Origin of the sequence: Shinella yambaruensis, assembly GCF_050859155.1 — a bacterium.
In the GTDB taxonomy this organism is placed as follows: Bacteria; Pseudomonadota; Alphaproteobacteria; order Rhizobiales; family Rhizobiaceae; genus Shinella; species Shinella yambaruensis.
The window spans coordinates 1,682,421-1,706,207 of the sequence record NZ_CP150638.1; the positions used below are offsets into that span (position 1 = coordinate 1,682,421).

21 protein-coding genes and 1 tRNA gene are annotated in these 23,787 nt (G+C 65.6%); 10 read left to right on the plus strand and 12 right to left on the minus strand.

Features of this window, described 5'->3' with window-relative positions; translation table 11 throughout:
* Window positions 1–67 precede the first annotated feature (67 nt).
* Complete coding sequence (locus WMC41_RS08335; RefSeq protein ID WP_432347655.1) at window positions 68–1,648, plus strand: peptidoglycan DD-metalloendopeptidase family protein; 1,581 nt, start codon at window positions 68–70, stop codon at window positions 1,646–1,648.
* Window positions 1,649–1,792: 144 nt separating this feature from the next.
* On the opposite strand, the gene WMC41_RS08340 is transcribed toward WMC41_RS08335, so the two are convergent.
* Entirely contained in the window at window positions 1,793–2,719 is a 927-nt protein-coding gene (locus WMC41_RS08340; protein WP_432343942.1) for an IS110 family transposase, read from the minus strand.
* A 255-nt stretch (window positions 2,720–2,974) separates the two neighbouring features.
* The gene (locus WMC41_RS08345) at window positions 2,975–3,844 is read right to left on the minus strand and encodes an ATP-binding protein (RefSeq protein WP_432347656.1); all 870 of its coding nucleotides are present in this window, start codon (window positions 3,842–3,844) and stop codon (window positions 2,975–2,977) included.
* A 183-nt stretch (window positions 3,845–4,027) separates the two neighbouring features.
* On the opposite strand from WMC41_RS08345, the gene yajC reads away from it, so the two are divergent.
* From yajC to WMC41_RS08370, 5 genes are all read left to right on the plus strand, one after another.
* Window positions 4,028–4,363, plus strand: a complete 336-nt coding sequence (gene yajC, locus WMC41_RS08350; RefSeq protein ID WP_244765610.1) for a preprotein translocase subunit YajC — start codon at window positions 4,028–4,030, stop codon at window positions 4,361–4,363.
* 88 nt (window positions 4,364–4,451) lie between these two features.
* Window positions 4,452–6,959: a protein translocase subunit SecD gene (gene secD, locus WMC41_RS08355; protein WP_432347657.1), complete on the plus strand. Its 2,508-nt coding sequence runs from the start codon at window positions 4,452–4,454 to the stop codon at window positions 6,957–6,959.
* Window positions 6,952–7,338, plus strand: a complete 387-nt coding sequence (locus tag WMC41_RS08360; protein WP_244765608.1) for an Mth938-like domain-containing protein — start codon at window positions 6,952–6,954, stop codon at window positions 7,336–7,338. The genes secD and WMC41_RS08360 overlap by 8 nt, the downstream gene beginning before the upstream one ends.
* A gap of 63 nt (window positions 7,339–7,401) precedes the next feature.
* Window positions 7,402–8,214 carry a phytoene/squalene synthase family protein gene (locus tag WMC41_RS08365; protein WP_432348297.1) on the plus strand — a complete coding sequence of 271 codons (813 nt, stop codon included), beginning with the start codon at window positions 7,402–7,404 and terminating at the stop codon, window positions 8,212–8,214.
* 300 nt (window positions 8,215–8,514) lie between these two features.
* Entirely contained in the window at window positions 8,515–8,967 is a 453-nt protein-coding gene (locus WMC41_RS08370; RefSeq protein ID WP_432347659.1) for a hypothetical protein, read from the plus strand.
* Window positions 8,968–9,167: 200 nt separating this feature from the next.
* Here WMC41_RS08370 and trmFO read toward each other — a convergent pair whose 3' ends face one another.
* The 4 genes from trmFO to WMC41_RS08390 form a co-directional block, all read right to left on the minus strand.
* The gene (gene trmFO, locus WMC41_RS08375; RefSeq protein WP_432347661.1) at window positions 9,168–10,577 is read right to left on the minus strand and encodes a methylenetetrahydrofolate--tRNA-(uracil(54)-C(5))-methyltransferase (FADH(2)-oxidizing) TrmFO; all 1,410 of its coding nucleotides are present in this window, start codon (window positions 10,575–10,577) and stop codon (window positions 9,168–9,170) included.
* 143 nt (window positions 10,578–10,720) lie between these two features.
* A complete protein-coding gene (locus WMC41_RS08380; protein ID WP_023511883.1) occupies window positions 10,721–10,864 on the minus strand; it encodes a DUF1127 domain-containing protein in 144 nt (47 codons plus the stop codon).
* Between the two features lie 342 nt (window positions 10,865–11,206).
* Complete coding sequence (locus tag WMC41_RS08385; RefSeq protein ID WP_024270460.1) at window positions 11,207–11,350, minus strand: DUF1127 domain-containing protein; 144 nt, start codon at window positions 11,348–11,350, stop codon at window positions 11,207–11,209.
* A gap of 753 nt (window positions 11,351–12,103) precedes the next feature.
* Window positions 12,104–12,490: a hypothetical protein gene (locus WMC41_RS08390; RefSeq protein WP_432347663.1), complete on the minus strand. Its 387-nt coding sequence runs from the start codon at window positions 12,488–12,490 to the stop codon at window positions 12,104–12,106.
* Between WMC41_RS08390 and WMC41_RS08395 the strand changes: the two genes are divergently transcribed.
* From WMC41_RS08395 to tig, 4 genes are all read left to right on the plus strand, one after another.
* Window positions 12,455–13,558, plus strand: coding sequence for a DUF2157 domain-containing protein (locus WMC41_RS08395; protein ID WP_432347664.1), 1,104 nt, complete (start codon window positions 12,455–12,457; stop codon window positions 13,556–13,558). The two genes, WMC41_RS08390 and WMC41_RS08395, sit on opposite strands and share 36 nt — an antisense overlap.
* Window positions 13,559–13,560: 2 nt before the next feature.
* The gene (locus WMC41_RS08400; protein WP_432347665.1) at window positions 13,561–14,151 is read left to right on the plus strand and encodes a GDYXXLXY domain-containing protein; all 591 of its coding nucleotides are present in this window, start codon (window positions 13,561–13,563) and stop codon (window positions 14,149–14,151) included.
* A 124-nt stretch (window positions 14,152–14,275) separates the two neighbouring features.
* A tRNA-Leu gene (locus tag WMC41_RS08405) sits at window positions 14,276–14,360 on the plus strand.
* A 179-nt stretch (window positions 14,361–14,539) separates the two neighbouring features.
* Complete coding sequence (tig, locus tag WMC41_RS08410; RefSeq protein WP_244765602.1) at window positions 14,540–16,018, plus strand: trigger factor; 1,479 nt, start codon at window positions 14,540–14,542, stop codon at window positions 16,016–16,018.
* 874 nt (window positions 16,019–16,892) lie between these two features.
* Here tig and WMC41_RS08415 read toward each other — a convergent pair.
* The 6 genes from WMC41_RS08415 to WMC41_RS08440 all read right to left on the minus strand — a co-directional run bounded on the left by WMC41_RS08415 (window position 16,893) and on the right by WMC41_RS08440 (window position 23,663).
* Window positions 16,893–17,696: an endonuclease/exonuclease/phosphatase family protein gene (locus WMC41_RS08415; RefSeq protein ID WP_432347666.1), complete on the minus strand. Its 804-nt coding sequence runs from the start codon at window positions 17,694–17,696 to the stop codon at window positions 16,893–16,895.
* Window positions 17,697–17,789: 93 nt separating this feature from the next.
* Entirely contained in the window at window positions 17,790–19,196 is a 1,407-nt protein-coding gene (sthA, locus tag WMC41_RS08420; protein WP_288077359.1) for a Si-specific NAD(P)(+) transhydrogenase, read from the minus strand.
* 181 nt (window positions 19,197–19,377) lie between these two features.
* Window positions 19,378–20,208 (minus strand): RadC family protein, encoded by an 831-nt coding sequence (radC, locus tag WMC41_RS08425; RefSeq protein ID WP_432347668.1) that lies wholly within the window; start codon window positions 20,206–20,208, stop codon window positions 19,378–19,380.
* A gap of 8 nt (window positions 20,209–20,216) precedes the next feature.
* Window positions 20,217–21,044 (minus strand): type I methionyl aminopeptidase, encoded by an 828-nt coding sequence (map, locus tag WMC41_RS08430; RefSeq protein WP_432347670.1) that lies wholly within the window; start codon window positions 21,042–21,044, stop codon window positions 20,217–20,219.
* Between the two features lie 30 nt (window positions 21,045–21,074).
* Complete coding sequence (sfsA, locus tag WMC41_RS08435) at window positions 21,075–21,794, minus strand: DNA/RNA nuclease SfsA (RefSeq protein ID WP_432347672.1); 720 nt, start codon at window positions 21,792–21,794, stop codon at window positions 21,075–21,077.
* Between the two features lie 12 nt (window positions 21,795–21,806).
* Entirely contained in the window at window positions 21,807–23,663 is a 1,857-nt protein-coding gene (locus WMC41_RS08440; protein WP_288077411.1) for a PHA/PHB synthase family protein, read from the minus strand.
* Between the last annotated feature and the right edge of the window lie 124 nt (window positions 23,664–23,787).

Below are 23,787 nucleotides of genomic sequence, written 5' to 3' on the forward strand. Positions count from 1 at the left end.
AACCGGGCAGTAACTCTAACGCGCTTTAATCGGCCTACATCAAGTAGCGTACCGATTGGGTAGTCATATGCGTAAGAGTGTATCGCCGAGTTTTGCCAGGACCACGACCCGCCTCGTTGCGGCCGCCCTGCTGGCCAGCGTCGCGACCGGGTGCAGCTCGGACGTGTCTCGTTTTGGCGGCCTCTTCTCCTCCTCCGGTCAGGACAATATCACCACCAGTTCGGTTCCGCGCCGCACGCTGCTCGGCGGCAATCCGGTTCCGCGCGGCAATGTCGGCAACGGCCAGCAGTTCGCGACGGCCGACCAGCTGGGGTCGCGCGAGGAGGCGCTCAACCAGCCGTTCCCCGATCAGGGCACGGTTTCCTACGACCCGATCAACACCGCGACCACCGGCGGCTCCGGCACGCGGCTGGCGACGACGCCGATGAGCGTCCAGCGCGGCGAGCTCGCCGATCCGACGCTCGGTGCCCGCCAGTCCGCCGAGCGCGAGGTCGCCCTCGGCCAGCAGCTTCCCGAGCGCAAGGCGAAGGCCATCGTCGAGGGCGCCGACAACCTGACGACGTCGACCGTCAACAAGGGCAAGGCCGGCTGGTCGACGCGGAACGCACCGGTCGTCATGCTGCGCCAGGGCGAAAGCGTGAAGACGCTCGCCAATCGCTACGGCGTGCCGGAAAAGGAAATCCTCGCCGCCAACAACCTGAAGCGCGCGTCGGATGCCGAGCCCGGCCAGAAGATCGTCATCCCGACCTTCAGCACCACGGCAAGCGCCGCCAAGGCCTCGACCGACAGCACGCTCAAGGTCGACAACAAGCTGCCGACGCCGGAGCGCAAGGGCGAGCAGAACGTCGCCATCCTGCCCACCACCTCCAGCCGCGAGAAGCTGAAGTCGGAAAGCGGCCAGACGAACTCGAACGTCGCCGATGCCGGCGAAGGCAAGGCCAAGGGCGGCTACGAGGTGCAGCCGGGCGATTCGCTCGCCAAGATCGCGCGCAGCAACGGCGTCTCCGTCGATGCGCTGAAGAAGGCGAACGGCCTTGAGACGGCATCGATCCGCATCGGCCAGAAGCTGGTCATCCCCGCCGGCGGCAGCGTGGCCGCGGCCGAGACGACGACCGACAAGACGCTGACCGCGTCCGTTCCGGTCAAGAAGGAAAAGGCCGTCGAGACGGCGGAGAAGAAGCCGGAAGCCTACAAGGCGCCGGTCAAGACCGTGTCGGTCACCGAAGTTGCGGAAAAGTCCGATGTCACGGAGGAAGCGCCCGAATCGACCGGCATCGGCAAGTATCGCTGGCCGGTGCGCGGCGCGGTGATCGCCGGCTATGGCGCCAATGTCGAAGGCAACCGTAACGACGGCATCGACATTTCCGTCCCGGAGGGCACGCCCATCAAGGCCGCCGAGAACGGCGTGGTCATCTATGCAGGCTCCAGCCTGAAGGAGCTCGGCAACGCGGTCCTCGTGCGCCACGACGACGGCACGGTCACGGTCTACGGCCATGCCGGCGACCTCAATGTCCAGCGCGGCCAGAAGATCCAGCGCGGCCAGACCGTCGCCACCTCCGGCATGAGCGGCAACGCCACCCGCCCGAAGGTGCACTTCGAGGTGCGCAAGAACGCCACGCCGGTCAACCCGATGACGTTCCTGGAATAGAGGCTCATTTAAGTCAAGATAAACAGAAAGGCCCGGCTCAGCCGGGCCTTTCTGTTTCCGGTGTTGTCCACCCAACCTCTCTATTCGTCATGGTCGGGCCTGACCCGACCATCCACAGCCGCGGGTGCCGATTGGCAACTGTGTTCAAGCGAAGTTGGTTTTGTCGCGCTGCATTGCGTTGAGGATCGTGATGAGCTTTCGCGCGACGGCGATGATGCCGGCCTTTGCGGAACCTGTTCTGGCTGAGACGGCCTGATGGAAGGCGCGCAGGCGCGCTGAGGCCTTGATGGCGCCGAGGGCCGCCATGTAGAGGGCCTTTCGCACGCGTGGCCTGCCGCCCTTGATGCGGCGGCGGCCGGATCTCCTGCCGGAATCGTCATTGAAGGGAGCAAGGCCGGCAAGGCTTGCGGCTGTTTTGGGCGAAAGGCTGCCGAGTTCGGGCATATGGGCCAGCAGGGTCAAGGCTGTCACCTTGCCCACGCCGGGCGCGGAGGTAAGGCGGTGCGCCTGCTGAGCGAGATGTCCATTCTTCATCTGCTCGTCGATCGCAGCCTGGATCGAGGCGATCCTCTCGCCGAGGATGGCGATCATGGCCTCGATGTCGGCGCGGACGGCGGGATCGAAGGCATCGCAAAGATGCCGGCGCTCGGTTGCCCGGGCATCGACGAGCTGGTCCCGGCGGCGGGCAAGGGCCGCCAGCCGTTCGCGCACCGGGCAAGGCGGCGCCTCGGCCGTCAGGCCGAACATGGTTCCCATCTCGCAAAGCGAGCGGGCATCGATGCGGTCGGTCTTGGCCAGCCGTCCCCGCGCTTCGGCAAAGCGCCGGGCCGTCTTCGGGTTGACGCGGGCAAAGGCGATGCCGGCCTGCGAAAGACACAGGCGCAGCAGCCGGTCGCAATGACCTGTCGCCTCGAAGACGACCAGGTCGGTGGCCGGGTCGAGGCCACGGGCAAAAGCGGACAGCGCGGTCTGCTCGTTGGGAATGCGGCAGAACCTGGCCGTTCTCGGATCGAAGATGTCGATCATGTCCTTGCCGATGTCGCAGCCGATGAAGGTATGGTGTATCGTCATGGCGCCTGCTCCTGTGTGCGAGGTCTGTGGCGACAGCCCCGTGCAACTGTTCAGGTTGATGGGCGAAGCGGGAAGGGACCAAGCCACGCCGCGGCCTGCCGTCACAAACGGCGGCCTGGATCCTCTCGGCCTCCTTCCCGCAACCATCTTACATCAGACCAAACACACAGGATCCTCGGGTCAAGCCCGAGGATGACGATAGAGGACGGGGGGCGAGGTTTGCCGTCAATCAAAGGCGAGCCCGACCGGCCCCTCTCATTTCATCAGCGGCTTGCCGAGGCGCCCGGCCAGATCCTGCACATATTGCCAGGCGACGCGGCCGGAGCGGGAGCCGCGGGTCGTCGCCCATTCCAGCGCCTCGGCGTGCAGCTGCTCTGCCGGGATGTCGAGGCCGAAATGCCGGGCGTAGCCGTCGATCATCTCGAGATATTCGGCCTGGCTGCACTTGTAGAAGCCGAGCCAGAGGCCGAAGCGGTCGGAAAGCGAGACCTTCTCCTCTACCGCCTCCGACGGGTTGATCGCCGTCGACTGCTCGTTCTCCATCATGTCGCGTGGCAGGAGGTGCCGGCGGTTGGAGGTGGCGTAGAGCAGCACATTGTCCGGTCGGCCTTCGACACCACCGTCGAGCGCCGCCTTCAACGACTTGTAGGACGTGTCGTCATGGTCGAAGGACAGGTCGTCGCAGAAGATGATGATCGGGCAGGGCGCTTCCTTGAGGATGTCCATCAGCGCGGGCAGCGTGGCGATGTCCTCGCGGTGCACTTCCACCAGCTTCAGCCCGCTTCCCGTCTCCTTCGCGGCCAGCGCATGGACGGATTTGACCAGCGACGACTTGCCCATGCCGCGCGCGCCCCAGAGCAGCACGTTGTTTGCCGGCAGTCCGCGGGCGAAACGCGCCGTGTTGTCGACGAGGATGTCGCGCACATGGTCGACGCCGCGGATCAGCTCGATCTCGATGCGGTTCGGCCGCCTGACCGGCTGCAGGTGCTGGCGGGCCGGCGACCAGACGAAGACCTCGGCGGCGTTCCAGTCGTTGACGGCGGGGGCGGGGCCGGCGAGGCGTTCCAGCGCGGCGTTGATGCGGCCGATTTCGGCGAGCAAGAGCTTGACGTGATCTTCCTGCAATTTCTCTCTCCTCATGCGTCCCTGCCGGGTAGCATGCGGCGGCGGGTCGCGAAAAGGGGGAAAGCGCTTGAAAACAGGCCGCTTCGCAAGGTCGTGTGTTGCATTCAATGCCCGCTTGCCTATATTCCGGCAACCGAAACGGCCCCTCCGGCCGCCCGAATTCACGATTTCAAGGAGTAGTTGATGTTCATTACCGAGGCCTTCGCGCAGACGGCGGCACCCGGCGGGGCAGGCGGCGCAGACATTCTCATGTCGGTCCTGCCGTTTCTGCTGATCTTCGTGGTGATGTATTTCCTCATCATCCGCCCGCAGCGCGCCGCCATGAAGCGTCGCGATGAGCTTCTGAAGAACATCCGCCGCGGCGACCAGGTCGTCACCGGCGGCGGCATCGTCGGCAAGGTCACCAAGGTCGTCGACGACAACGAACTCGAAGTCGAGATCGCCGAAGGCATGAAGGTGCGCGTCGTGCGCAGCGGCGTCAGCGAAGTCCGCGTCAAGGGCGAACCCGTCAAGGAATGACTTGGCCTGCCGCCTGGCCGGGCAATGACCCGGCCGGACGGCCCGACTGGTTTTCAGCCGGCGGCGCGCCGGATTAGTCGAGATCGCGATGCAGCAATCCGCCCGCTGGAAGACCTTTTCTCTCTGGCTCGTCCTTGCGGCGAGCCTTCTTGTCCTTCTGCCGAGCCTTTTGCCGGCGCGCATGACCGTCGGCCTGCCCGGCTGGATGGCGGGCCATCGCCTCGTCCCCGGCCTCGACCTGACAGGCGGCTCCCGCCTCGTATTGGAGGTCTCGCGCAGCGACATCGCGGCCGAGCGCCTGCGCGCGGCCGTCGAAACCATCGGGAGCACCCTGCGCGCCGCGCGCATTGCCCACAGCGACCTCAACGGGGCAGAAGACACGATCGACGTCACGGTAACGGCGCCCGACCGCCTCGATGCCGCCCGCACGGCGCTCGCCGGCCTTGACCTCGGCGCGCTCAGCGAGCCGGAAAGCGGCAAGTTCCGCATCGTGCTTGCCGCCGACGCCGTCGACAGCGCCGCAAGCGCGGCCTCGCTCGGGGCTGTCGATGCGGTGCGCCGCCGGGTCGAGAGCCTCGACATTCCCGAGCTCGTCGTCGCGCGCGGCGAGCGTGATCGCATCGTCGTCTCCATGCCGGGCCTGACCGATCCGCAGCGCGTCAAGGACATGCTGGCGACGGTCGGCAAGCTTTCCGCCCGGCTCGTCGACGACAGCGTGCCGCTCGACACGGCGATCGAGGACGGCGTGCCGGCGGGCTCCGAGGTGCTCTACTCCACCGGCGAGCCGCCGGTCGGTTATGTCGTGCGGCAGGACGATCTCTTCACCGCCGTCGATGTCGCCTCGGCGGAGCCCGCGCCCAACGACGAGCCCTTCATCGAATTCGTGCTGAAGGCCGGCGCTGCCGAAAAGCTCGCCGCCTTCACGCGGGAGAACAGCGGGCGCACCATCGCCATTCTGCTCGACGGGCAGGTGATCTCGACCTCGCGCATCCAGGGCGCCATCACCGATGGCGTCGGCCGCCTTTCCGGCGATTTCGACGCGGAAGGGGCGGCGAACCTCGCGCGCATCATCGCGAGCGGCCCGCTGCCGGCCCCGCTCACCATCATCGAGGAGCGCTCGATCGAGCCGGCGCTCGGCACGACCTCGGCCACGACGGTGGTCGTCGCGCTTGCCGTCGCCATCGTTGCCGTCGTCGCCTTCATGACCTTCTTCTACGGCGTGCTCGGCGTCATCGCCTCCTTGTCGCTGGCCTTCGCCATGGTCCTCTCCTTCGCGGTGCTGGCGCTTGTCGGCGCCCCGGTCTCGCTGTCGATGATCGCCGGCATGGTGCTGACCGTCGGCATCGCGGTCGATGCCAGCGTGCTGATCTTCGAACGCATCCGCGAGGAGGTGAAGGGCGGACGGGAGCTCTCCCGGTCGGTCCTGGTCGGCTTCCGCCGTGCCCGTGCCACGGTGCTCGATGCCTCCGTCACCATGTTCATCGCCATCGCGGTCCTCTTCCTGCTTTCTGCCGCTCCGGTGCGCGCCTTCGCGCTTGCCGTCGGCATCGGCCTTTTCGCGACGCTCGTCACCACCTTCACGCTGACGCGCCGCCTTGTTACCGTCTGGCTCAACCGCAGCCACGCGACGCACCTGCCGAAGGGCGTGCGCACCGGCCTCTTCGACCGGCTCAACCTGCGCTTCATGGCGGTGCGCAACGGGGTCTTCCTCCTGACCGCGGTGCTGTCGCTCGCCATCGCCGGCCTGCTTGTCGCCGGCAAGCTCAGGCTCGGCATCGATTTCACCGGCGGCGCGGCGCTGGAGGTTCAGGCCAAGGCCGGCAATGCCGACCTCGACGACATTACCGCCCGCCTGAACGATGCCGGCGTGGACGTGCTGACCGTCACGAAACAGCGAGACGCGCGCCATGCGCTGGTGCGGCTGACATCGGCGGGCGAGGGCGAGAACGCGGAGCAGACCTCCGTGCTGGTCGCCCGCGGCGAGCTGGAGGACGACTACGACTTCCGCCGCGTCGAGGTGGTCGGCCCGGCGATTTCCGGCGAGCTGATCGATACGGCGACGCTCGGCTTCGTCGTCGGCCTGCTTGCGCTCATCGCCTATATCTGGGTCCGCTTCGAATGGCATTTCGCCATCGGCGCGATCATCGCGCTGGCGCATGACGTGTTCTTCACGCTCGGTTTCCTGGCGCTCGCCAAGATCGAGTTCAACGTCACCGCGGTCGCCGCACTGCTGACGATCGCCGGCTATTCGCTGAACGACACGATGGTCGTCTACGACCGTATCCGCGAGAACCTTCGGCATTTCAAGCAGATGCCGCTGCCGATCCTGATCGACGACGCGATCAACCGCACGCTGTCGCGTACCGTCCTGACGTCTGCGACCACGCTGATCGCGCTTGCCGCGCTCGCGCTCTTCGGCGGCGAGGCGATCGGCACCTTCGCGCTGACGCTGCTCTTCGGAGTGGCGATCGGCACCATATCCTCTATCTACATTGCCGGGCCGATCCTCATCCTGTTCCGCCTGCAGCCGGAGCGCTACCGCCCGGGCAAGGGCGGCAAGGGACCGGCCAGGGAGGCGGCGGGAGCCAATGGCTAAGGGCATCGAAATCCGGGAGGCGCATTTCCCCGGGCGGGCGCCGATCGACGCATATGGCAATGGCGGCTTCCGCTTCGCCGACATGTCGCATCGCGGCTCCATCCTCTGCCTGCCGTCCGGTATCCACGGCTGGGACAAGCAGGAGGGCACGCCGCTGACGCTGTCCGACCTCCAGCGCGTGCTGGACGAGGCGGGTGAGATCGAGGTGCTGCTCGTCGGCACCGGCAAGGAGATCCGTCCGCTCTCGGCCGAGATCAAGGCGGCGCTGACGGAGCGCAAGGTCCGCTCCGACCCGATGAGCACCGGCGCTGCCGTGCGCACGTTCAATGTCATGCTGGCCGAGAGCCGGGCCGTCGCCGCCGCGCTGATCGCGGTGTGACGCGGAAGGCGGTTCTTCGACGTGACCGATACACGGCAAGCCCATTACGCGCACTGTCTGGCGATGCTTCGCGACACCGATCGCGACCGCTATCTCGCCTGCCTGCTGGCCCCGGCGGAAAAGCGCGGCGCGCTTGCCGCGCTCTACGCCTTCAATGCCGAGATCGCCCGCGTGCGCGACGTGGTGCGCGAGGCGCTGCCCGGCGAGATCCGCCTGCAATGGTGGCGCGACGTGCTCGACGGCACGGCCGAGGGCGACGCCATGGCCAACCCGCTCGCCGCCGGCCTGATGGCCTGTGTGGAGGAATACCGGCTGCCGGTCGCCGTGCTGACGGACATGACCGAGGCGCGCATCTTCGATGTCTACAACGACCCGATGGAGAGCCGCGCTGCCTTCGAGGGCTATGCCGGCGAAACCGCCTCGGCGCTGATCCAGCTTGCAAGCCTCATCCTCGATCCGGCGAGGGCGCCCGGATCGGCCGAGGCCGCGGGGCATGCCGGCGTGGCGCAGACCGTCGCGGGCACGTTGCTGATGCTGCCGATCCACCGGCGGCGCGGCCAGGTCTACCTGCCGGCCGATCTTCTCGCCGCCACGGGCCTGACGCCGGAGGCCCTGCTTGCCGGCGACGACACCGTCGCGGCCGCGCGGGCGGTGGATGCCTTTATCGGCCTCGGCCGGGAACATCTCGCCAAGGCCAGGGCCGCCGGCGGCATTTCACCGGCCAATCGCCCGGCCTTTTTGCCGGTCGCCCTCGTTTCGCCTATACTGGATGCAGTGGAGAAGGCCGGCGCGGCGGCACTGGAGCGTTCTCTCCAGCCCGCCCAGTGGCGGCGACAGTGGTGGATGTGGCGGGCGCTGCGCCGCGGCCCGTTCTAGGGTATTTCCGGTGAACTCCGGTTCACCGGAAATACCCCAGATTCTTGTTTTTACCGCATTATACGATGCCAAAGCGACTTCGCTTCGGCTGGAAATGCTCCAGGATCCGTCCCCCTCAGGATAGGTGTTCTGTTGGAGTACGGACCCTAAGGCGCCCGGCCGGCTTCCCGTTTCTTCGCATGTCGCGTAAAATCGCCGCGCACGTCCGCGCGACGTGCTTTGGCACCTGACAAGACGCAAAACTGGCGCAAGCCTTGTCCGCTACAGCGGCAGGACGTTTTTCGTGGAGGAATCGCGCCGATGCTCTGGACCGTCACCATCGCCTGCCTGCTCTTGGCCGGCCTCGTCTTCCGTCAGGTGTTTCGCCGGGAGGATGCGCAGGAGATGGCCGGCGAGGATGCCGGGCTCGCGATCCTGGAATTCGGCCGGGCCTTTCCCGAGGAGGCGATCCGCGAGGTCATCGCCACGGCGGACGGCCGCACGGTGTTCCTGCGCCTGCATGACGGCAAGGCCGGCTGCATGCATGCCCACGGCCACCACTATTCCTGCCACCGGATCGAACCTGGCACCGTGCGCGTCGAAAGCGCCGGCCCGAAGCGCCTCGCCGTGAAGTTCGCCAATGCCACCTTCGAGGGCGGCGTCTTCGAGTTCCGCGACGAGCGGGAGGCCGCGGAGGTCTCGCTCTGGCTGCTCGGCAGCTTCATGCCGGCGGTGGTCGGTCTTGGCCCGGAGGCCGCAGGTCGACAAATCTAAAAAGGCGGAGCAATCGCCCATGGCACGACATTGCCTCCTTTTCCTTCTCCCCTGCGGGGAGAAGGTGGCCCGAAGGGTCGGATAAGGGGCGTGTCCGTCTTGCGCCAGCAGCCCCTCGTGGAGAAGGGCAAGAGGCGCGCTCCCGGCCTTATACGGGTGTCGTGCATTTTGAGGGTGCGGCCGCGGGCCGGCCGCCGGGGTCAGCGGCCGAGCCAGCGGGCGCAGTCTTCGAGCGCCCTTGCGGCCGTCGCCTGCTTCTTGGCGAGGGCCTTGTCCTTGCCGCGGAACCGCTTCACGCCTTCCGGCTTCGTCACCGTGCCCGGCTCCAGCGGCGGGAACAGGCCGAAATTGATGTTCATCGGCTGGAAGGAGCGTTTGCCCGGCTCGTCGTCGGAGACGATGTGGCCGCCGGTGATGTGGCCGAGCAGCGAACCGAAGGCCGTGGTTTCCGGCGGCAGCGACGGCGTTTCGCCGCGCCGTTCGGCCACCGCGAAGCGGCCGGCGAGCAGGCCGATGCTGGCGCTCTCCACATAGCCCTCGCAGCCGGTGATCTGGCCGGCGAAACGCAGGCCCGGGCGGCCCTTCAGCGTCAGCGAGCGGTCGAGCAGCGTCGGCGAGTTGATGTAGGTGTTGCGGTGAAGGCCGCCGAGACGGGCGAACTCGGCATTCTGAAGGCCGGGGATCAGGCGGAAGATTTCTGCCTGCGCGCCGTATTTCAGTTTCGTCTGGAAGCCGACCATGTTGTAGAGCGTGCCGAGCGCATTGTCCTGCCGCAGCTGCACGACAGCATAGGGCTTGACCGTCGGGTTGTGCGCATTGGTAAGGCCCATCGGCTTCATCGGCCCGTGGCGCAGCGTCTCGCGGCCGCGCTCCGCCATCACCTCGATCGGCAGGCAGCCGTCGAAATAGGGCGTGCCTTCCCATTCCTTGAAGCCCGTCGTGTCGCCGGCGATGAGGGCGTCGACGAAGGCGTTGTACTGCGCCTCGTCCATCGGGCAGTTGATGTAGTCCTTGCCCGTGCCGCCGGGGCCGACCTTGTCGTAGCGCGACTGGAACCAGCAGATGTCCATGTCGACGCTGGCCGTGTGCACGATCGGCGCGATGGCATCGAAGAAGGCGAGCGAATCGGCGCCGGTGCGTTCCTGGATCGCCGCGGCGAGCGAGGGGGCGGTGAGCGGCCCGGTGGCGATGATCGCCTGGTCCCAGTCCTCCGGCGGCAGGCCGGTGACTTCCTCGCGCGTGATGGTGATCAGCGGGTGGCTTTCGAGTGCGGCGGCGACGGCGGCGGAAAAGCCGTCGCGGTCGACGGCGAGCGCGCCGCCGGCCGGCACCTGGCTGGCGTCTGCCGCGCGCATGATCAGCGAGCCGGCGAGCCGCATTTCGGCGTGCAGCACGCCGACGGCATTGCTGGTCGCATCGTCCGAGCGGAAGGAATTGGAACAGACGAGCTCGGCAAGGCCGTCCGTCTTGTGGGCATCCGTGCCGCGCACGCCGCGCATTTCATGCAGGATGACGGGGACGCCGTTCTCGGCGATCTGCCAGGCGGCTTCCGAGCCGGCAAGGCCGCCGCCGACGACGTGGATGGGAGCGAGGGAGGAGGTCTGTGTCATGGGCGGTTCGTTACCATGCCCGCGGGCCGACTTCCATGGCGGAGATTCAAAAGCCCGAATCAAAAACGGCACCGAATGGTGCCGTTTGAAGCGTTCCTCGCGCGTCGCCGTTTCCGGCCGCAGCGGCGGAAACCGGCTATGTCTTAGCGGAAGGAACGGGCTGCGATGTCGCGGATGTCGTAACGGGTCAGGCCGATGTCGGACAGCGTGTGGTTCGACAGGTTGCCGAGTTCGTTCATCGTGCGGCGGTAGGAAATCCAGTTCTTTGCAATGCGGATCGGGTTCATGGTCATCTCCTCGAAGTGTTGGCCGGGAGGTCTGTCTCGCCGGTGTGTGAGCTCTATATAGGCGATCCCCTTGTTAATGTGCAGTGCAAAGAAAATGCAGCTGCTATGCATTTGTGCAATAAGACGACCATCAATCGGGCAGATGGATCGCCTGCAGGCAAAATGGGCAGAAAATGCCGCCATTCCAGGCAGATAGGAAAAATGCATGTCGGGGAAGGGCGGCCCTGCATGTCGCGCATGGAAAATTGCGACATTGTGCGGCGCAAAAAGACGCGCAAACGAAAACGCCCTCCAGCGGGAGCCGGAGGGCGTTCGAAACGGGACCGTTAAAGGTCGTTCGGCTTAGTTGGCGGCCTTGCGGGCGATATACGGGATATCGCTGCGGCCGATGCCGAGGTCACGGAGTTCCCGGTCCGACATGCGGCCGAGTTCGTTGACGGTCTGACGGTACTTGCGCCAGTTGTTGAAAGAGCGTGCCAAGTTCATGTTCTTACCCCTTTCTTGGGCTTCCTGCTGGGCGGCCGCTCGTCCTTGGCGCCGCCCCGATCTGGTGATTGGAATATACGCTGCGCCGCCGAAAAGAACAGCGCTGTTACAGCACGGCACCTATGCGTTTTGAGCATGTCAAGCAGAAGTTTTGACAAAATTCAGGCCGAATTCCGGGCGTTCGGCCATAAAGGTTAAGGCCGTTATGCAACATTGCTTGGTTGCGACGCAAAAAAACAACGCCCGCCGGGGGAGGAGGTCCGGCGGGCGTTGGTGATATCGATTGGCAGCCTGGGAGGAGGAGGGAGGGCCGCCAATCCTGTCGGGGACGTTGGGAGGAGGAGATTGTCGCCCGACCGATGAGAACCATATAGGCCGCCGCAGCCGTGCGCGGTAGAGCGCGATCGGAATGGCACCTATGCGCAGGGCGCATGTATTCCGCGCTGTGCGGGACGGGGTTGCCCAAGTGTTGGGCGAAAAGGCGGGCTTGTCTGGTGATCGGGCCGCTTTGGCGCGGCCTGCCATGCGTTTGCGCAAATAATAACGCCCGCTGGGGGAGGAGATCCAGCGGGCGTCACTAAAGTTGATTGGCAACTGGGAGGAGGAGTGTTGCCAATCGTATCGAAACGACGCTGGGAGGAGGAGTGCGTCGTTCCGAATTCCATGTCGTTCCCCGCTTGCGGGGCCCGGGTCTCTCGGCATCATGCCGGGCGGTTCGACCCGTCCGCCTTCCCGCTCCTCTGTCGCCCTACACTACGCGGCGCCTTGATTTGCGGGCCGGATCGCTTCTGATCCGATGTCTGCACTATAGCCCTGGCCGTCGATTTTGTGCAGTGCAATATGAGCATGGATGATATGCGCCACCTGCATGTCCGAAATCACCGGGCCAATCGGCCTGTGAAGGCCAGTTTTATCCAGTCTTTCTTTATTTCCCATTAATCTTGGTGGTCGGAGGCCCGCCTTCAAGGGCGAGAAGCGCGAATAAATGCCCTTTTGGCGGATTTTTGCTCCGATTGCGAATTTCAGGCCGATCTGTATCGTTCCTGTTGACAAAGCCGGAATCGGCGTGAACCACAGGTGTTTTTCCGAACGGAGCGGGAACGGATGTACAGGGGCAGGCTGGAGCGCGATCTCAAACACTGGACGGCACAGGGCCTGCTCGATGCCCCGACGGCCGGGCGCCTGCTGCAGGAATACGATTCCCGGCCCAGTTCCTTCAGCCTCGGGCGGGTGCTGATGATCATCGCGGCCCTTCTCGTCTCCGCCGCGGTGCTGCTGCTCGTTGCGGCCAACTGGGAAGCGATCCCGCGGCTCGTGCGGCTCGTCGGCATCGTCGGCCTGATCTGGGGCGCCTATCTCGGCGGCGCGCTGCTGGTCAGCCGCGGCGCGGAGCGGCTGGCGGCCGCCTTCCTCGTCTTCGGCACGCTCGCCTTCGGCGGCGCGATCGCGCTTGTCGGGCAGATGTATCATCTCTCCGGCGACACGTTCCAGGCGATGCTCGTCTGGTTCGCCGGCGCGGTCGCCGCCGCCGCGCTCTTCCGCTCCGGCGCCGTCACGGCCATTGCGGGTGTCCTCGCCTTCGTCGTCTCCGGCGCGGACTGGACGCAATCCTACAATGTCGACGAGACGGTGCTGCTCTGGCTGATGCCGCTGATGGCAGCCGTCATCATTCTTCTGGTGCGCTATACCGGCGCGGCACGGGTGCGGCATCTCGCCTATCTGCTGCTCGTCGCCTGGCTCGCCTTTATCTATAGCGAATACGAGACGCCCGAGACCGCCATCGCGATCGCGGGGTTCGGCGCCGTCGCCTATCTCCTTGCCGCCGTGCCGCAATCGCCGCTCCATGCGCTCGCCCGCAGCGCCGGCGCGGCACCGGCCTTCTATTCCTACCTGGTGCTGGTGGTCGGCCTTCTCGTGCTGCATGCCGAATTCGACGACATCGCGAACCGGCTGTTGCTCGGCATCGTCACGCTCGTCGCCGCCATTGCCGGCATCGCGCTGTCCGGCAAGGAGAACGGCGCGGTGCGTTACCTCGGTTATGCGACCTTCGCCGCCGAGACGCTCTATCTCGCCTCCGAGACGATCGGCTCGATCATCGGCACGTCCGGTTTCTTCCTGGTGTCCGGACTGGTCGTGGCGCTGGTCGCCTGGGCGGTGATCGTGCTGGAGCGGCGCTTTTCCAAGGCTGAAACCAGGGCGGAGGCCTGACCATGACGACATCCCGCTTTCTCCGCGTGCCCCCGCTCGTCGCCGGCATCCTCGCGGCCGCGCTGCAGACCGCCGTGCTCGGCTACATGGTCGAAAGCCGCGCCTCGATCCTGCGCAGCGGCGCCGACATCAAGCTGAAGACGCTGCCGGTCGATCCGCGTGATCTGCTGCGCGGCGACTACGTCATCCTGTCCTACCCGATCTCGACCATCCCGAAGGCGATCGTCACCGGCGAGGTGCCGAAGGCGAGCGGCCGCGTGCGCCTTGCCGTGCGGCTGAAGCCCGGCGCGGACGGCCTGTGGACGGCGAGCGAGGCGCGTTTCGGCGACCTTGCGCCGGAGGCAGGCAGCGTCATCCTGCGCACGCTGCCCTTCGACTACTATTCCGCCGGCGACGGCGGCCTGCCGGATGCCCTCTTCGTCAACTACGGCATCGAGCGCTACTACGTGCCGGAGGGCGAGGGCAGGGTGCTGGAGGATGCCCGCAACCAGGAGGAGCTGGAGGTGGAGGCGCGCGTCTCGAAGGACGGCACGCCGCAGATCGCCCGGCTCGTGCTTCGGGGCGAGCCCGTCTATGACGAACCGCTCTATTGATCGCGGTGCCCGAAACCCCGCATTTTTCCTTTGATCCGCCCAAAACGGGTGATATAGAGACGCCGCGCTCGGAAGGCGCCACGGTGCGCGGCTACGCTGCCCGTGGCAAAGCGGTTTCTGAGACGCGGGTATGGTGAAATTGGTAGACACGCCAGATTTAGGTTCTGGTGCCGCAAGGCGTGGGAGTTCAAGTCTCTCTACCCGCACCAGAGCCACCGAACGCCGAAACAGAAGGTTTCGGCGGGTTGTGGATATATGAGAGCGCCATTTTGCTTGCCAAAAGGCCACGAAATTCAGTAAAGCCACTGCCGGCAAATGGACCGGCGGGGTGTTCGCCATAACCGGCAGGCCGGTTTGAGCACCGCCAACTCGAAATGAAGGTTTGAACATGCAGGTTATCGAAACGCTCGCTGAAGGGCTGAAGCGCGAAATCAAGGTCGTCATCCCGGCCAAGGACATGGAAGCTCAGATGAACGAGCGTCTTGAAGACGCCAAGGGCCGTGTCCGCATCAACGGCTTCCGTCCGGGCAAGGTGCCCTTCGCCCATCTCAAGAAGATGTACGGCAAGTCCATCATGGCCGAACTCGTCAACGAGATCGTCCGCGACCGTCCGTCGGCCATCCTTTCCGAGCGCGGCGAAAAGTCCGCGACGCAGCCGGAAATCGCGATGACCGAGGACCAGGCCGAGGCCGAGAAGATTCTCGCCGGCCAGGCCGATTTCGAATTCACGCTCTCCTATGAAGTGATCCCGGCCATCGACCTCAAGGACAATTCCGGCATCGCCGTCACGCGCGAAGTCGTCGAAGTCGACGCTGCCGAAGTCGACGAGCAGATCCTCAAGATCGCCGAAAGCGCCCGTTCCTACGAGACGAAGAAGGGCAAGGCCGCCGACGGCGACCGCGTCACCATCGACTATCTCGGCAAGGTCGACGGCGAGCCCTTCGACGGCGGCAAGGACGAGGACGCGGAGCTGGTTCTCGGCTCCAACCGCTTCATCCCGGGCTTCGAAGAGCAGCTCGTCGGCCTGAAGGCCGGCGACGAGAAGGTCATCACCGTGACCTTCCCGGCCGACTATCCGGCCGCCAACCTTGCCGGCAAGGAAGCGACCTTCGACATCAACGTCAAGGACGTCGCCGCCCCGGCCGATGTCGAGATCAACGACGAGCTTGCCAAGAAGCTCGGCCTCGAATCGGCCGACAAGCTGCGCGAGATCGTCCGCGGCCAGATCGAGAGCCAGTACGGCTCGGTCACCCGCCAGAAGGTCAAGCGCCAGATCCTCGACCAGCTCGACGAGATGTACAAGTTCGACACGCCGGAGCGCCTGGTCGACGCCGAGTTCGAAAACATCTGGCGCCAGATCAACACGGACCTCCAGCAGTCCGGCAAGACCTTCGCTGACGAGGACACGACGGAAGAAGCTGCGCGCGAAGAATATCGCAAGCTTGCCGAGCGCCGCGTCCGCCTCGGCCTCGTTCTCTCGGAAATCGGCGAGAAGGCCGGCGTCCAGGTGAGCGACGAGGAAATGCAGCAGTCGCTCTACCAGCAGCTCCGCCAGTTCCCGGGCCAGGAAAAGCAGATCCTCGAATACTTCCAGAAGACCCCGGGCGCCGCCGCTTCGCTCCGCGCGCCGATCTTCGAAGAGAAGGTCGTCGACCACCTGCTCGGCGAGATCAAGGTGACGGACAAGACCGTCTCCAAGGACGAGCTGATGGCGGACGACGAGGCCGAAGGTTCCGAGAAGGAAGCCAAGAAGGCCGCGCCGAAGAAGAAGGCTGCCGCCAAGGCCGAAGCCGCCGAAGGCGAAGACGCCGCTCCGAAGAAGAAGGCCCCGGCCAAGAAGAAGGCCGCCGAAGGCGACGCCGAATAATCGGTCCGACCGGATATCATGTAAAGAGGCCGTCCTTCGGGGCGGCCTTTTTGTTTGCTCGGCAAGGGCCGCGTTCCTGCTGTTCTCGCACCGTCATCCACGCGGCGGTTTCCGCCCGTGGGTTTTCAAAGAGCGTCGGACGGGGCGCTGGAAGCCGCCGGGTCAGAAATATGTAATATGACGCCTTTCAGCGCCCCGTTCGGCGGTTTTTGCCCGCGACCTGGGCCTCTCTGCAAAGGCCGGGCCGGGCGGACGTTTCCCGTCGGTTTCCGGGATGACGCCGTTTTCCGTTTTTGCATCCGTCATCGCGCGCCTTGGCGATCGCGGACGGAAAGGCAAGCCTTTCCGGACGGGCTTCATCCCGGCGGACGATGCCGACGCATCCGCCAGACCGGCCCCCTTGTGTGCCGCACAGGCACGCCCGGCGCGCCGTTCGGGGCGTGAAGCGGAAGGCTCGGTCCAACGCCCGCCGCTTCCCCCGTGTCGCCGGAGGGAGACCATTTTCCGCAGGCCCGGTGCATGGGGTTCTGCGTCTTCCCCCCACGCCCCGCGCCGACCCCGCCTCGCCACGACGCCTCGCGGTGTATCCGCGGCGGGATGGGGAGATTGTAGGCATGAATGGAGGGGGCGGGGAAAACGCGAAGGCTTTTTTTCTTCTGCTGCGGTCTATGACCGTTCGCTTCAGGTCGTCGCATCCGGTGCGGCACCCCCCTCTGCCCTGCCGGGCATCTCCCCCTCAAGGGGGGAGATTGGATGGAGCACAATCTTGCCCTTAACTAGCGTTGCTGGTTGCGCAAGGTTTTTGCGTCTTGCCGATCTCCCCCCTTGAGGGGGAGATGCCCGGCAGGGCAGAGGGGGGTAAGCGGTGCTCCGCTTACGCAAGGCTGAGCAGCAATGCCCGGTGATCCGACACTTCCGGCGCCTCCACGACCGTGAAATCCGCAACGCTTACCGTCGCGTTCACCAGCATGTAGTCGGCATAGCGGCCGGGCTTCGTGTAGAGCGAGGTCCGCGTGTCGGTGAAGCCGCGGGTGGTGACGAGGTCGGTGAGGCCGAACCGCGCGAGTGTCTTGAACGTCTCGCTCTCGGGCAGCACGTTGAAATCACCGCAGAGGACGAGGCCTTCGTCCTGGCGGTGCAGGCGCGCGATGAGGGTGACGAGGGCCTCGGCCTGCGCCGCGCGCTCCGGCGTGTCGCCCTTGCCGTCGACGGTTCGAAGGCCGTGCAGCTGCGCGACGGTGAGCGCGCGGTCCGCGGCATAGTCGTAGAGGCGGAAGGCATGGGCGTTGCGGGGGCGGGGGTGGGGGCCGAAACAGTGCGGGGAGAACGCGCCGTGCACGAAATCGAGCGTTTGGCCGATCACGGCGATATCCTGGCGGATGAAGGTGGCAAGGCCGAATTCCTGCCAGCAGGGACGATCGCCGTCCGCCAGCTCGCCGCGCATGGCCGGCGCGAAGAAGCCGTCATGGCCGGGCAGGGCCGTCGCGATGTCCCGGTAGAGATTGGCGCGCTGCTGGAGCTCCACCGCGCCGTCGCGATAGGTCAGCCATGCCGACCGCGCGGCGATGGCGCGGGGCACCTCCTGCAGGCAATAGACATCGGCATCGACGGCCCTGAGATAGTCGATGAGCGGCGCGTGCAGCATGCCGCCCCAGACGTTCAGCGACAGGATCCTCATGCGTGCCGCTCCTCCCGCGCGTTTCCTGCGAACCCGGACGCATGATGCGGGTCCGCATCGGCATGTGAACCGATCTTCTTGGCCGGCGAAGGATTACTTCGCCTGCGACAGGTCGCCCATGCGGTTCCAGGCGTCGAGGCCGGCGATCTTGTAGGCTTCGGCGAGCGTCGGATAGTTGAACGTGTTCTCGACGAAATATTCGACGGTGCCCTTCAGGTTCAAGACGGCCTGGCCGATATGGACGAGCTCCGTCGCGCCTTCGCCGACGATGTGCACGCCGAGCAGACGCCGCGTCTTCAGCGAGAAGATCATCTTCAGCAGGCCGGAATTGAGGCCCATGATGTGGCCGCGCGAGGTCTCCCGGAAACGCGCCATGCCGCATTCATAGGGGATGCCGCGTTCCTTCACCTCTTCCTCGGTGAGGCCGCAGGTGGAGATTTCCGGCACGGCGTAGATGCCGTAGGGGAAATATTTCGGCGGTTCCTTGGCGATGGCGCCGACGGCGACACGGGCGGCGATGCGGCCCTGTTCCATCGAGGTCGAGGCAAGGCTCGGGAAGCCGACGACGTCGCCGGCGGCATAGATATGCGGCACGTCGGTCTGGAAGGTTTCCGGGTTGACGCTGAGGCGGCCGCGCGAATCGGCCGTCAGGCCCGCTGCGGCGAGGTTCAGGCTGTCCGTCGCGCCGACGCGGCCGGCGGCATAGAGCACCATGTCGCAGGTGACGTGGCGGCCGTTGTCCAGCGTGATCTCGCATTTGCCGTTTTCCAGCTTCTCCACCTTGTCGGCCTTCTGGCCGAGGATGAGCTTCATGTTGCGGTCGCGCAGATCGTGGATGAACTCCTCGACGATCTCCCTGTCGATGAAATCGAGGATCGTCGGCTTCGGGTCGATGACGGTGACCTGCGTGTCGAGCGCGGAGAAGATCGTGGCATATTCGATGCCGATGACGCCGGCGCCGATGACGGCCATCGAGCGCGGCAGCTCCTTGATGTCAAGGAGCTCGTCGCTGTCGAGAACGCTGACGCCGTCGAAAGGGATGCTCTCCGGGCGGTACGGCTTGGTGCCGACGGCCAGCATGATGCTCCTGGCCTGGACGTGAACGGTCTCGCCGTCGTCCTTGACGATCTCCATCGTCTCCGGCGTGACGAACTTCGCCTTGCCGCGCATGTGCTGCACGCGGTTGCGGGCGAACTGGTGCTCCAGCACCTCCACCTCGTGATCGAGCGTGATGAGCAGGCGACGGCGCAGGTCGTCGGCGCTGATCTCCTGCTTGACGCGGTAGGCGCGGCCGTAGAAGCCGCGCTCGCGCCAGCCGGAAAGGTTCAGCGCCGTCTCGCGCAGCGTCTTCGAGGGGATCGTGCCGGTGTGCACCGAGACGCCGCCGACGCGTTTTCCCTGCTCGATGACGAGGACTTTGCGGCCGAGCTTTGCCGCCTGGATGGCGCCGCGGCGGCCTGCGGGGCCACTGCCCACGACGACGAGATCATATTCCTGCATGTGAGATGGCCCCAGCCTTTTGCGGGAAGAATCATATTGCGATGCAGCAATTGTCTTCGCCGTGCAAATTTTCGTCAACCGAATGTGGCAGCAAACCGTTTCAATCGGATGAAGGAACGCACCCGATTTCGTTGTTTTGTAACGCGATTCGGCGGTTTCCCGCAGGGCGCCGCCCTTCCTTTCAGATCAGCCTCAGCCCCTTGAGGCTGGCATGCCCGTCCTTGCCGATGATGATGTGGTCATGCACCGTGATACCAAGCGGCCGGGCGGTCTCCACGATCGTCTTCGTCATATCGATGTCCGCCCGCGACGGCGTCGGGTCGCCGGACGGGTGGTTGTGGACGAGGATGATCGCGGTGGCCGAGAGCTCCAGCGCGCGGCGCACCACCTCGCGCGGATAGACCGGCGTGTGATCCACCGTGCCGTGGCCCTGCACCTCGTCGGCGATCAGCGTGTTGCGCTTGTCGAGGAAGAGGATGCGGAACTGTTCGCGCGGCTCGTGCGCCATGGCGGCGTGGCAATACTGGATGACAGAGGACCAGGAGGCGAGCACGGTCTTGTTGCGGATCTCGCTCTTCAGCGTGCGCTGGGCGACGGCCGAGACGAGCTTCAGGTCCAGCGCCACCGCCTCGCCGATGCCCTTCACCTCCTGCAGCAGGGCGGGCGTCGCGCCGAAGACCCCGGCCAGCGTGCCGAAGCGGTCGAGCAGCGCTTTCGCGACCGGCTTCGTGTCGCGCCGGGGGATGAGGCGGAAGAGCAGGAGCTCAAGGATCTCGTAATCGGCGAGCGCCCCGTCGCCGCTGTCGCGGAAGCGCAGGCGAAGCCGCTCGCGGTGGCCGTGATAGTGCTTGTCTTCCGCTGCCGGAATGGCCTTGGCGGGCGTCGCACGGGCGGGGTGCTCGAAGAAATGGCCCCGCTCGTCGAGCGTGTCGAAGAGGTCGTCGGCGGTCGGCGGGTCGTTTCCCGTATCAAGGGGGGAGGTCGTGTCCGTTCGTCCGCGCGATCCCGTCATGGGCGGCCTTAAGCGGAAAGGCCGGGGCGGTCGAGGCCGCCGGGCGAAAGCGTGAAGATCTCGCAGCCATCCGCCGTCACGCCCACCGTGTGCTCGTACTGGGCGGAGAGCGAGCGGTCGCGCGTCACCGCCGTCCAGCCGTCGGAGAGCACCTTCACATGCGGCCGGCCGAGATTGATCATCGGCTCGATGGTGAAGATCATGCCCTCCTTCATTTCCGGCCCCTCGTTGGCGCGGCCGTAATGCAGGATGTTGGGCGCGTCGTGGAAGAGGCGGCCGACGCCGTGGCCGCAGAAATCGCGCACCACCGAGCAGCGCTCGGCCTCGGCATAGGCCTGGATCGCCTCGCCGATGGCGCCGGTGCGCGCGCCGGGCCTGACGGCGGCGATGCCGCGCATCAGGCATTCGTGGGTGACTTCGAGCAGGCGCTCGGCGGCGCGCTTGATCTCGCCGACGGGATACATGCGGCTCGAATCGCCGTGCCAGCCGTCGAGGATGAAGGTGACGTCGATATTGACGACGTCGCCTTCGCGCAGCGGCTTCTCGTTGGGGATGCCGTGACAGACGACGTGGTTGATCGAGGTGCAGCTCGACTTGGTGTAGCCGCGGTAGTTCAACGTCGCGGGCAGGGCGCCGTGGTCCATGCCGAACTCGAAGACGAAGCGGTCGATGACGTCGGTGGCAACGCCCGGCTTGACCAGTGGGTAGAGTTCGTCGAGGCAGCGCGCGGTCAGCTGGCAGGCCTTGCGCATGCCGGCAAAGGCCTCGGCGTCGTAAAGGCGGATCACGCCCGTGTTCTTCAGCGGCGCGGAGGTCGCGTCGATATAGGTCACCATGGTCGAACTTTCGCTAGTCTGTCCGCATGTTCATAGATCAGCCAGACCGGGTTCGTCCATGGCGATCGACGCGACGGGCCGGATTTGCTGGGATGTAACGGCGCATTTGACCGCATAGGCCTCGACGCCGCGCGAAAGCGCCCGGCGGAAGCCGGCCGCATAGGCGGGATCGAGATCGGCGCAGATGCGGAACCGCGAACAATCCTCCCGCTGGACGAGATAGAGCATGACCGCGCGGAAACCGGCCTCGGCCATGTCGCCGAGCTCCTCGAGGTGCTTTGCGCCGCGTGCCGTCACCGTGTCGGGAAATTCCGCAAGGCCGGCGGCGCGGCGGAAATGCACGTTCTTCACCTCGACATAGGCGGGGGGCCGGTCAGGCCCGGACAGGAGGATGTCGATGCGCGAATTGCGGCCGTATTTCCTCTCCCGCTCAAGGACGGGATAGGTGCCGAGATCGGCGACCAGGCCGGCGCGGATCGCCTCCTCCGCCAGCCGGTTCGGCAGGCCCGTATTGATGCCGACGACGGTGTCGTCCGCCTCCACCAGTTCGAGGCGATGGCGGTGCTTGCGCGTCGGGCTGTCGCTCTGTGACATCCAGATGCGCGAGCCGGGCGCCGTCAGGCCGCGCATCGAGCCGGTATTGGGGCAGGAGCCGGTGATCGCCGATCCGTCGTCGAGGATGGCGTCGAACAGGAAGCGCTTGTAGCGCTGCACGAGGGTGCCGGAAACGAGCGGCGGATCGAATTTCATGGGCGTCGGCGGTCAGGCGCGCACGCGCACGTAGGAGCCGGGGGCCTCCTCGATCGAGTTCATCGTGCCGCCGGTCTTGCGCGCCGGCACCATGCGGTCGTCCTGCGCCTTGATCCAGTCGTGCCAGTGCGGCCACCAGGAGCCGGGCGTTTCCTTCGCCTTTTCCACCCAGTCCTCGAATTCGCCCTTCACCGGCCCGCCGGTCCAGTACTGGTACTTCATCTTGTCCGGCGGATTGACGACGCCGGCGATGTGGCCGGAGCCGGCCATCACATAGGTCACCTTGCCGCCGAAGAACTTGCTGCCGACGAAGACCGATTTCGCCGGCGCGATATGGTCCTCCCTGGTGGCGAGGTTGTAGATCGGGATCTTGACGTCCTTCAGCGACAGCGTCTTGCCGGCAAGCGTCATCTCGCCCTTGGCGAGGGTGTTGTTGAGATAACAATTCCTCAGGTAAAACGAGTGGTTGGCGGCGGGCATTCGCGTGGAATCCGAATTCCAGTAGAGCAGGTCGAAGGGCATGGGATCCTGGCCCTTCAGGTAGTTGTTGACGAAGTAGGGCCAGATCAGCTCGGAGGCGCGCAGCATGTTGAAGGCGGTCGCCATCTTCGAGCCGTCGAGATAGCCGGTCGCCTTCATGCCGCGCTCGATGAGGTCGATCTGCTCCTCGTCGGCGAAGACCTTCAGGTCGCCGGCATGGGTGAAGTCGACCTGCGTGGTGAAGAGCGTCGCCGTGCGGATGCGCTTGTCGCCCTCCTGGCCGTGCAGGGCGAGGGTGGCCGCAAGCAGCGTGCCGCCGACGCAATAGCCGATGGCGTTCACCTCGTCCTCGCCGGTCGCCTGGCTGATCGTGTCGAGCGCGAAGCCGACGCCTTCGCGGGCGTAGGCTTCCCAGTCCTTGTCCGCATGCCGCTCGTCCGGGTTCACCCAGGAGATGACGAACACCGTGTGGCCCTGGTCCACCGCCCACTTGATGAAGGATTTCGCCGGGTTGAGATCAAGGATGTAGAACTTGTTGATCCAGGGCGGGCAGATGAGCAGCGGGCGCTTCAGCACCTTTTCCGTCGTCGCGTCGTACTGGATGACCTGGCAGACATCGCTCTGCGCCAGCACCTTGCCCGGCGTCAGCGCCATGTTCTCGCCGATGGCAAACTTGCTCGTGTCGGTCTGGCGCAGCTTCAGGTCGCCGCGGCCGGCGGCGATGTCCTCGGCCAGCATCTTCATGCCGCGCACCAGGTTCGCCCCGTTGGAAGCCACCGTCTCGCGGTAGAGCTGCGGATTGGTGGTGATGAAGTTCGTCGGCGAGATCGCGCTGGCGATCTGCTTCACATAGAAGCCCGCCTTGTGGCGCGTGTGCTCATCGAGCCCTTCGGCATCGGTGACGAGCTTCTCCGCCCAGTCGGAGGTGACGAAATAGGCCTGGCGCAGGAAATCGAAGAAGGGGTTCTTCACCCAGTCCTCGTCGGCAAAGCGCTTGTCCTTGCCGTGCGGATCGGGCGCGGCGTCCTGCGCCTCGCCGGAAAGGCGCCCCAGCGTGCGCGACCAGATGTTGAAATAGCTGCCGAGCAGCAGCGTCTGCGCCTCCAGCGTGCGGCGCGGGTCCGTCAGCCAGTATTCGGAGACTTTGGAAAGGGTTTTCACCATGTCGACCATCGGCTCGGAAACCGTGTCGACCTTCTCGCCGCTTTCGCGCGGGGCAAGCCAGGCGGAGGCGGCCTTGCCGAGCTGTTCGATGGTGCGCGCGAAGTTGACCGTCAGCGCCTCGGGATCCTTGACGATGTAGGGCTCGATCGTCGCGGGGTCGAAGGGCTGGAAACCGGGTTTGTTTCCGGCCGCATCGCGTTCATTCGCCTTGCGTTCGTCGGCCATGGTTCCCTCCCGATTTTATTGTTACTTTTGTATTTTTACATTCTCTACGAAACAGATTACAAGGGCCTGACAGCCGCACAAGGCAATATCGGGAACCGGTCGTTTCGACAGGAGCATACAGCCA

Excerpts from the sequence above, each read along its gene's own strand:
- secD (WP_432347657.1), top strand. The coding sequence starts at position 4,452 with ATGCAGCAATCCGCCCGCTGGAAGACCTTTTCTCTCTGGCTCGTCCTT.
- WMC41_RS08440 (WP_288077411.1), bottom strand. The coding sequence starts at position 23,663 with ATGGCCGACGAACGCAAGGCGAATGAACGCGATGCGGCCGGAAACAAA.
- WMC41_RS08370 (WP_432347659.1), top strand. The coding sequence starts at position 8,515 with ATGCTCTGGACCGTCACCATCGCCTGCCTGCTCTTGGCCGGCCTCGTC.
- WMC41_RS08395 (WP_432347664.1), top strand. The coding sequence starts at position 12,455 with ATGTACAGGGGCAGGCTGGAGCGCGATCTCAAACACTGGACGGCACAG.
- map (WP_432347670.1), bottom strand. The coding sequence starts at position 21,044 with ATGGTGACCTATATCGACGCGACCTCCGCGCCGCTGAAGAACACGGGC.
- sthA (WP_288077359.1), bottom strand. The coding sequence starts at position 19,196 with ATGCAGGAATATGATCTCGTCGTCGTGGGCAGTGGCCCCGCAGGCCGC.
- tig (WP_244765602.1), top strand. The coding sequence starts at position 14,540 with ATGCAGGTTATCGAAACGCTCGCTGAAGGGCTGAAGCGCGAAATCAAG.
- trmFO (WP_432347661.1), bottom strand. The coding sequence starts at position 10,577 with ATGACACAGACCTCCTCCCTCGCTCCCATCCACGTCGTCGGCGGCGGC.
- WMC41_RS08415 (WP_432347666.1), bottom strand. The coding sequence starts at position 17,696 with ATGAGGATCCTGTCGCTGAACGTCTGGGGCGGCATGCTGCACGCGCCG.
- sfsA (WP_432347672.1), bottom strand. The coding sequence starts at position 21,794 with ATGAAATTCGATCCGCCGCTCGTTTCCGGCACCCTCGTGCAGCGCTAC.
- WMC41_RS08335 (WP_432347655.1), top strand. The coding sequence starts at position 68 with ATGCGTAAGAGTGTATCGCCGAGTTTTGCCAGGACCACGACCCGCCTC.
- WMC41_RS08360 (WP_244765608.1), top strand. The coding sequence starts at position 6,952 with ATGGCTAAGGGCATCGAAATCCGGGAGGCGCATTTCCCCGGGCGGGCG.
- WMC41_RS08380 (WP_023511883.1), bottom strand. The coding sequence starts at position 10,864 with ATGAACCCGATCCGCATTGCAAAGAACTGGATTTCCTACCGCCGCACG.
- WMC41_RS08385 (WP_024270460.1), bottom strand. The coding sequence starts at position 11,350 with ATGAACTTGGCACGCTCTTTCAACAACTGGCGCAAGTACCGTCAGACC.
- WMC41_RS08365 (WP_432348297.1), top strand. The coding sequence starts at position 7,402 with ATGCTTCGCGACACCGATCGCGACCGCTATCTCGCCTGCCTGCTGGCC.
- WMC41_RS08400 (WP_432347665.1), top strand. The coding sequence starts at position 13,561 with ATGACGACATCCCGCTTTCTCCGCGTGCCCCCGCTCGTCGCCGGCATC.
- radC (WP_432347668.1), bottom strand. The coding sequence starts at position 20,208 with ATGACGGGATCGCGCGGACGAACGGACACGACCTCCCCCCTTGATACG.
- yajC (WP_244765610.1), top strand. The coding sequence starts at position 4,028 with ATGTTCATTACCGAGGCCTTCGCGCAGACGGCGGCACCCGGCGGGGCA.
- WMC41_RS08340 (WP_432343942.1), bottom strand. The coding sequence starts at position 2,719 with ATGACGATACACCATACCTTCATCGGCTGCGACATCGGCAAGGACATG.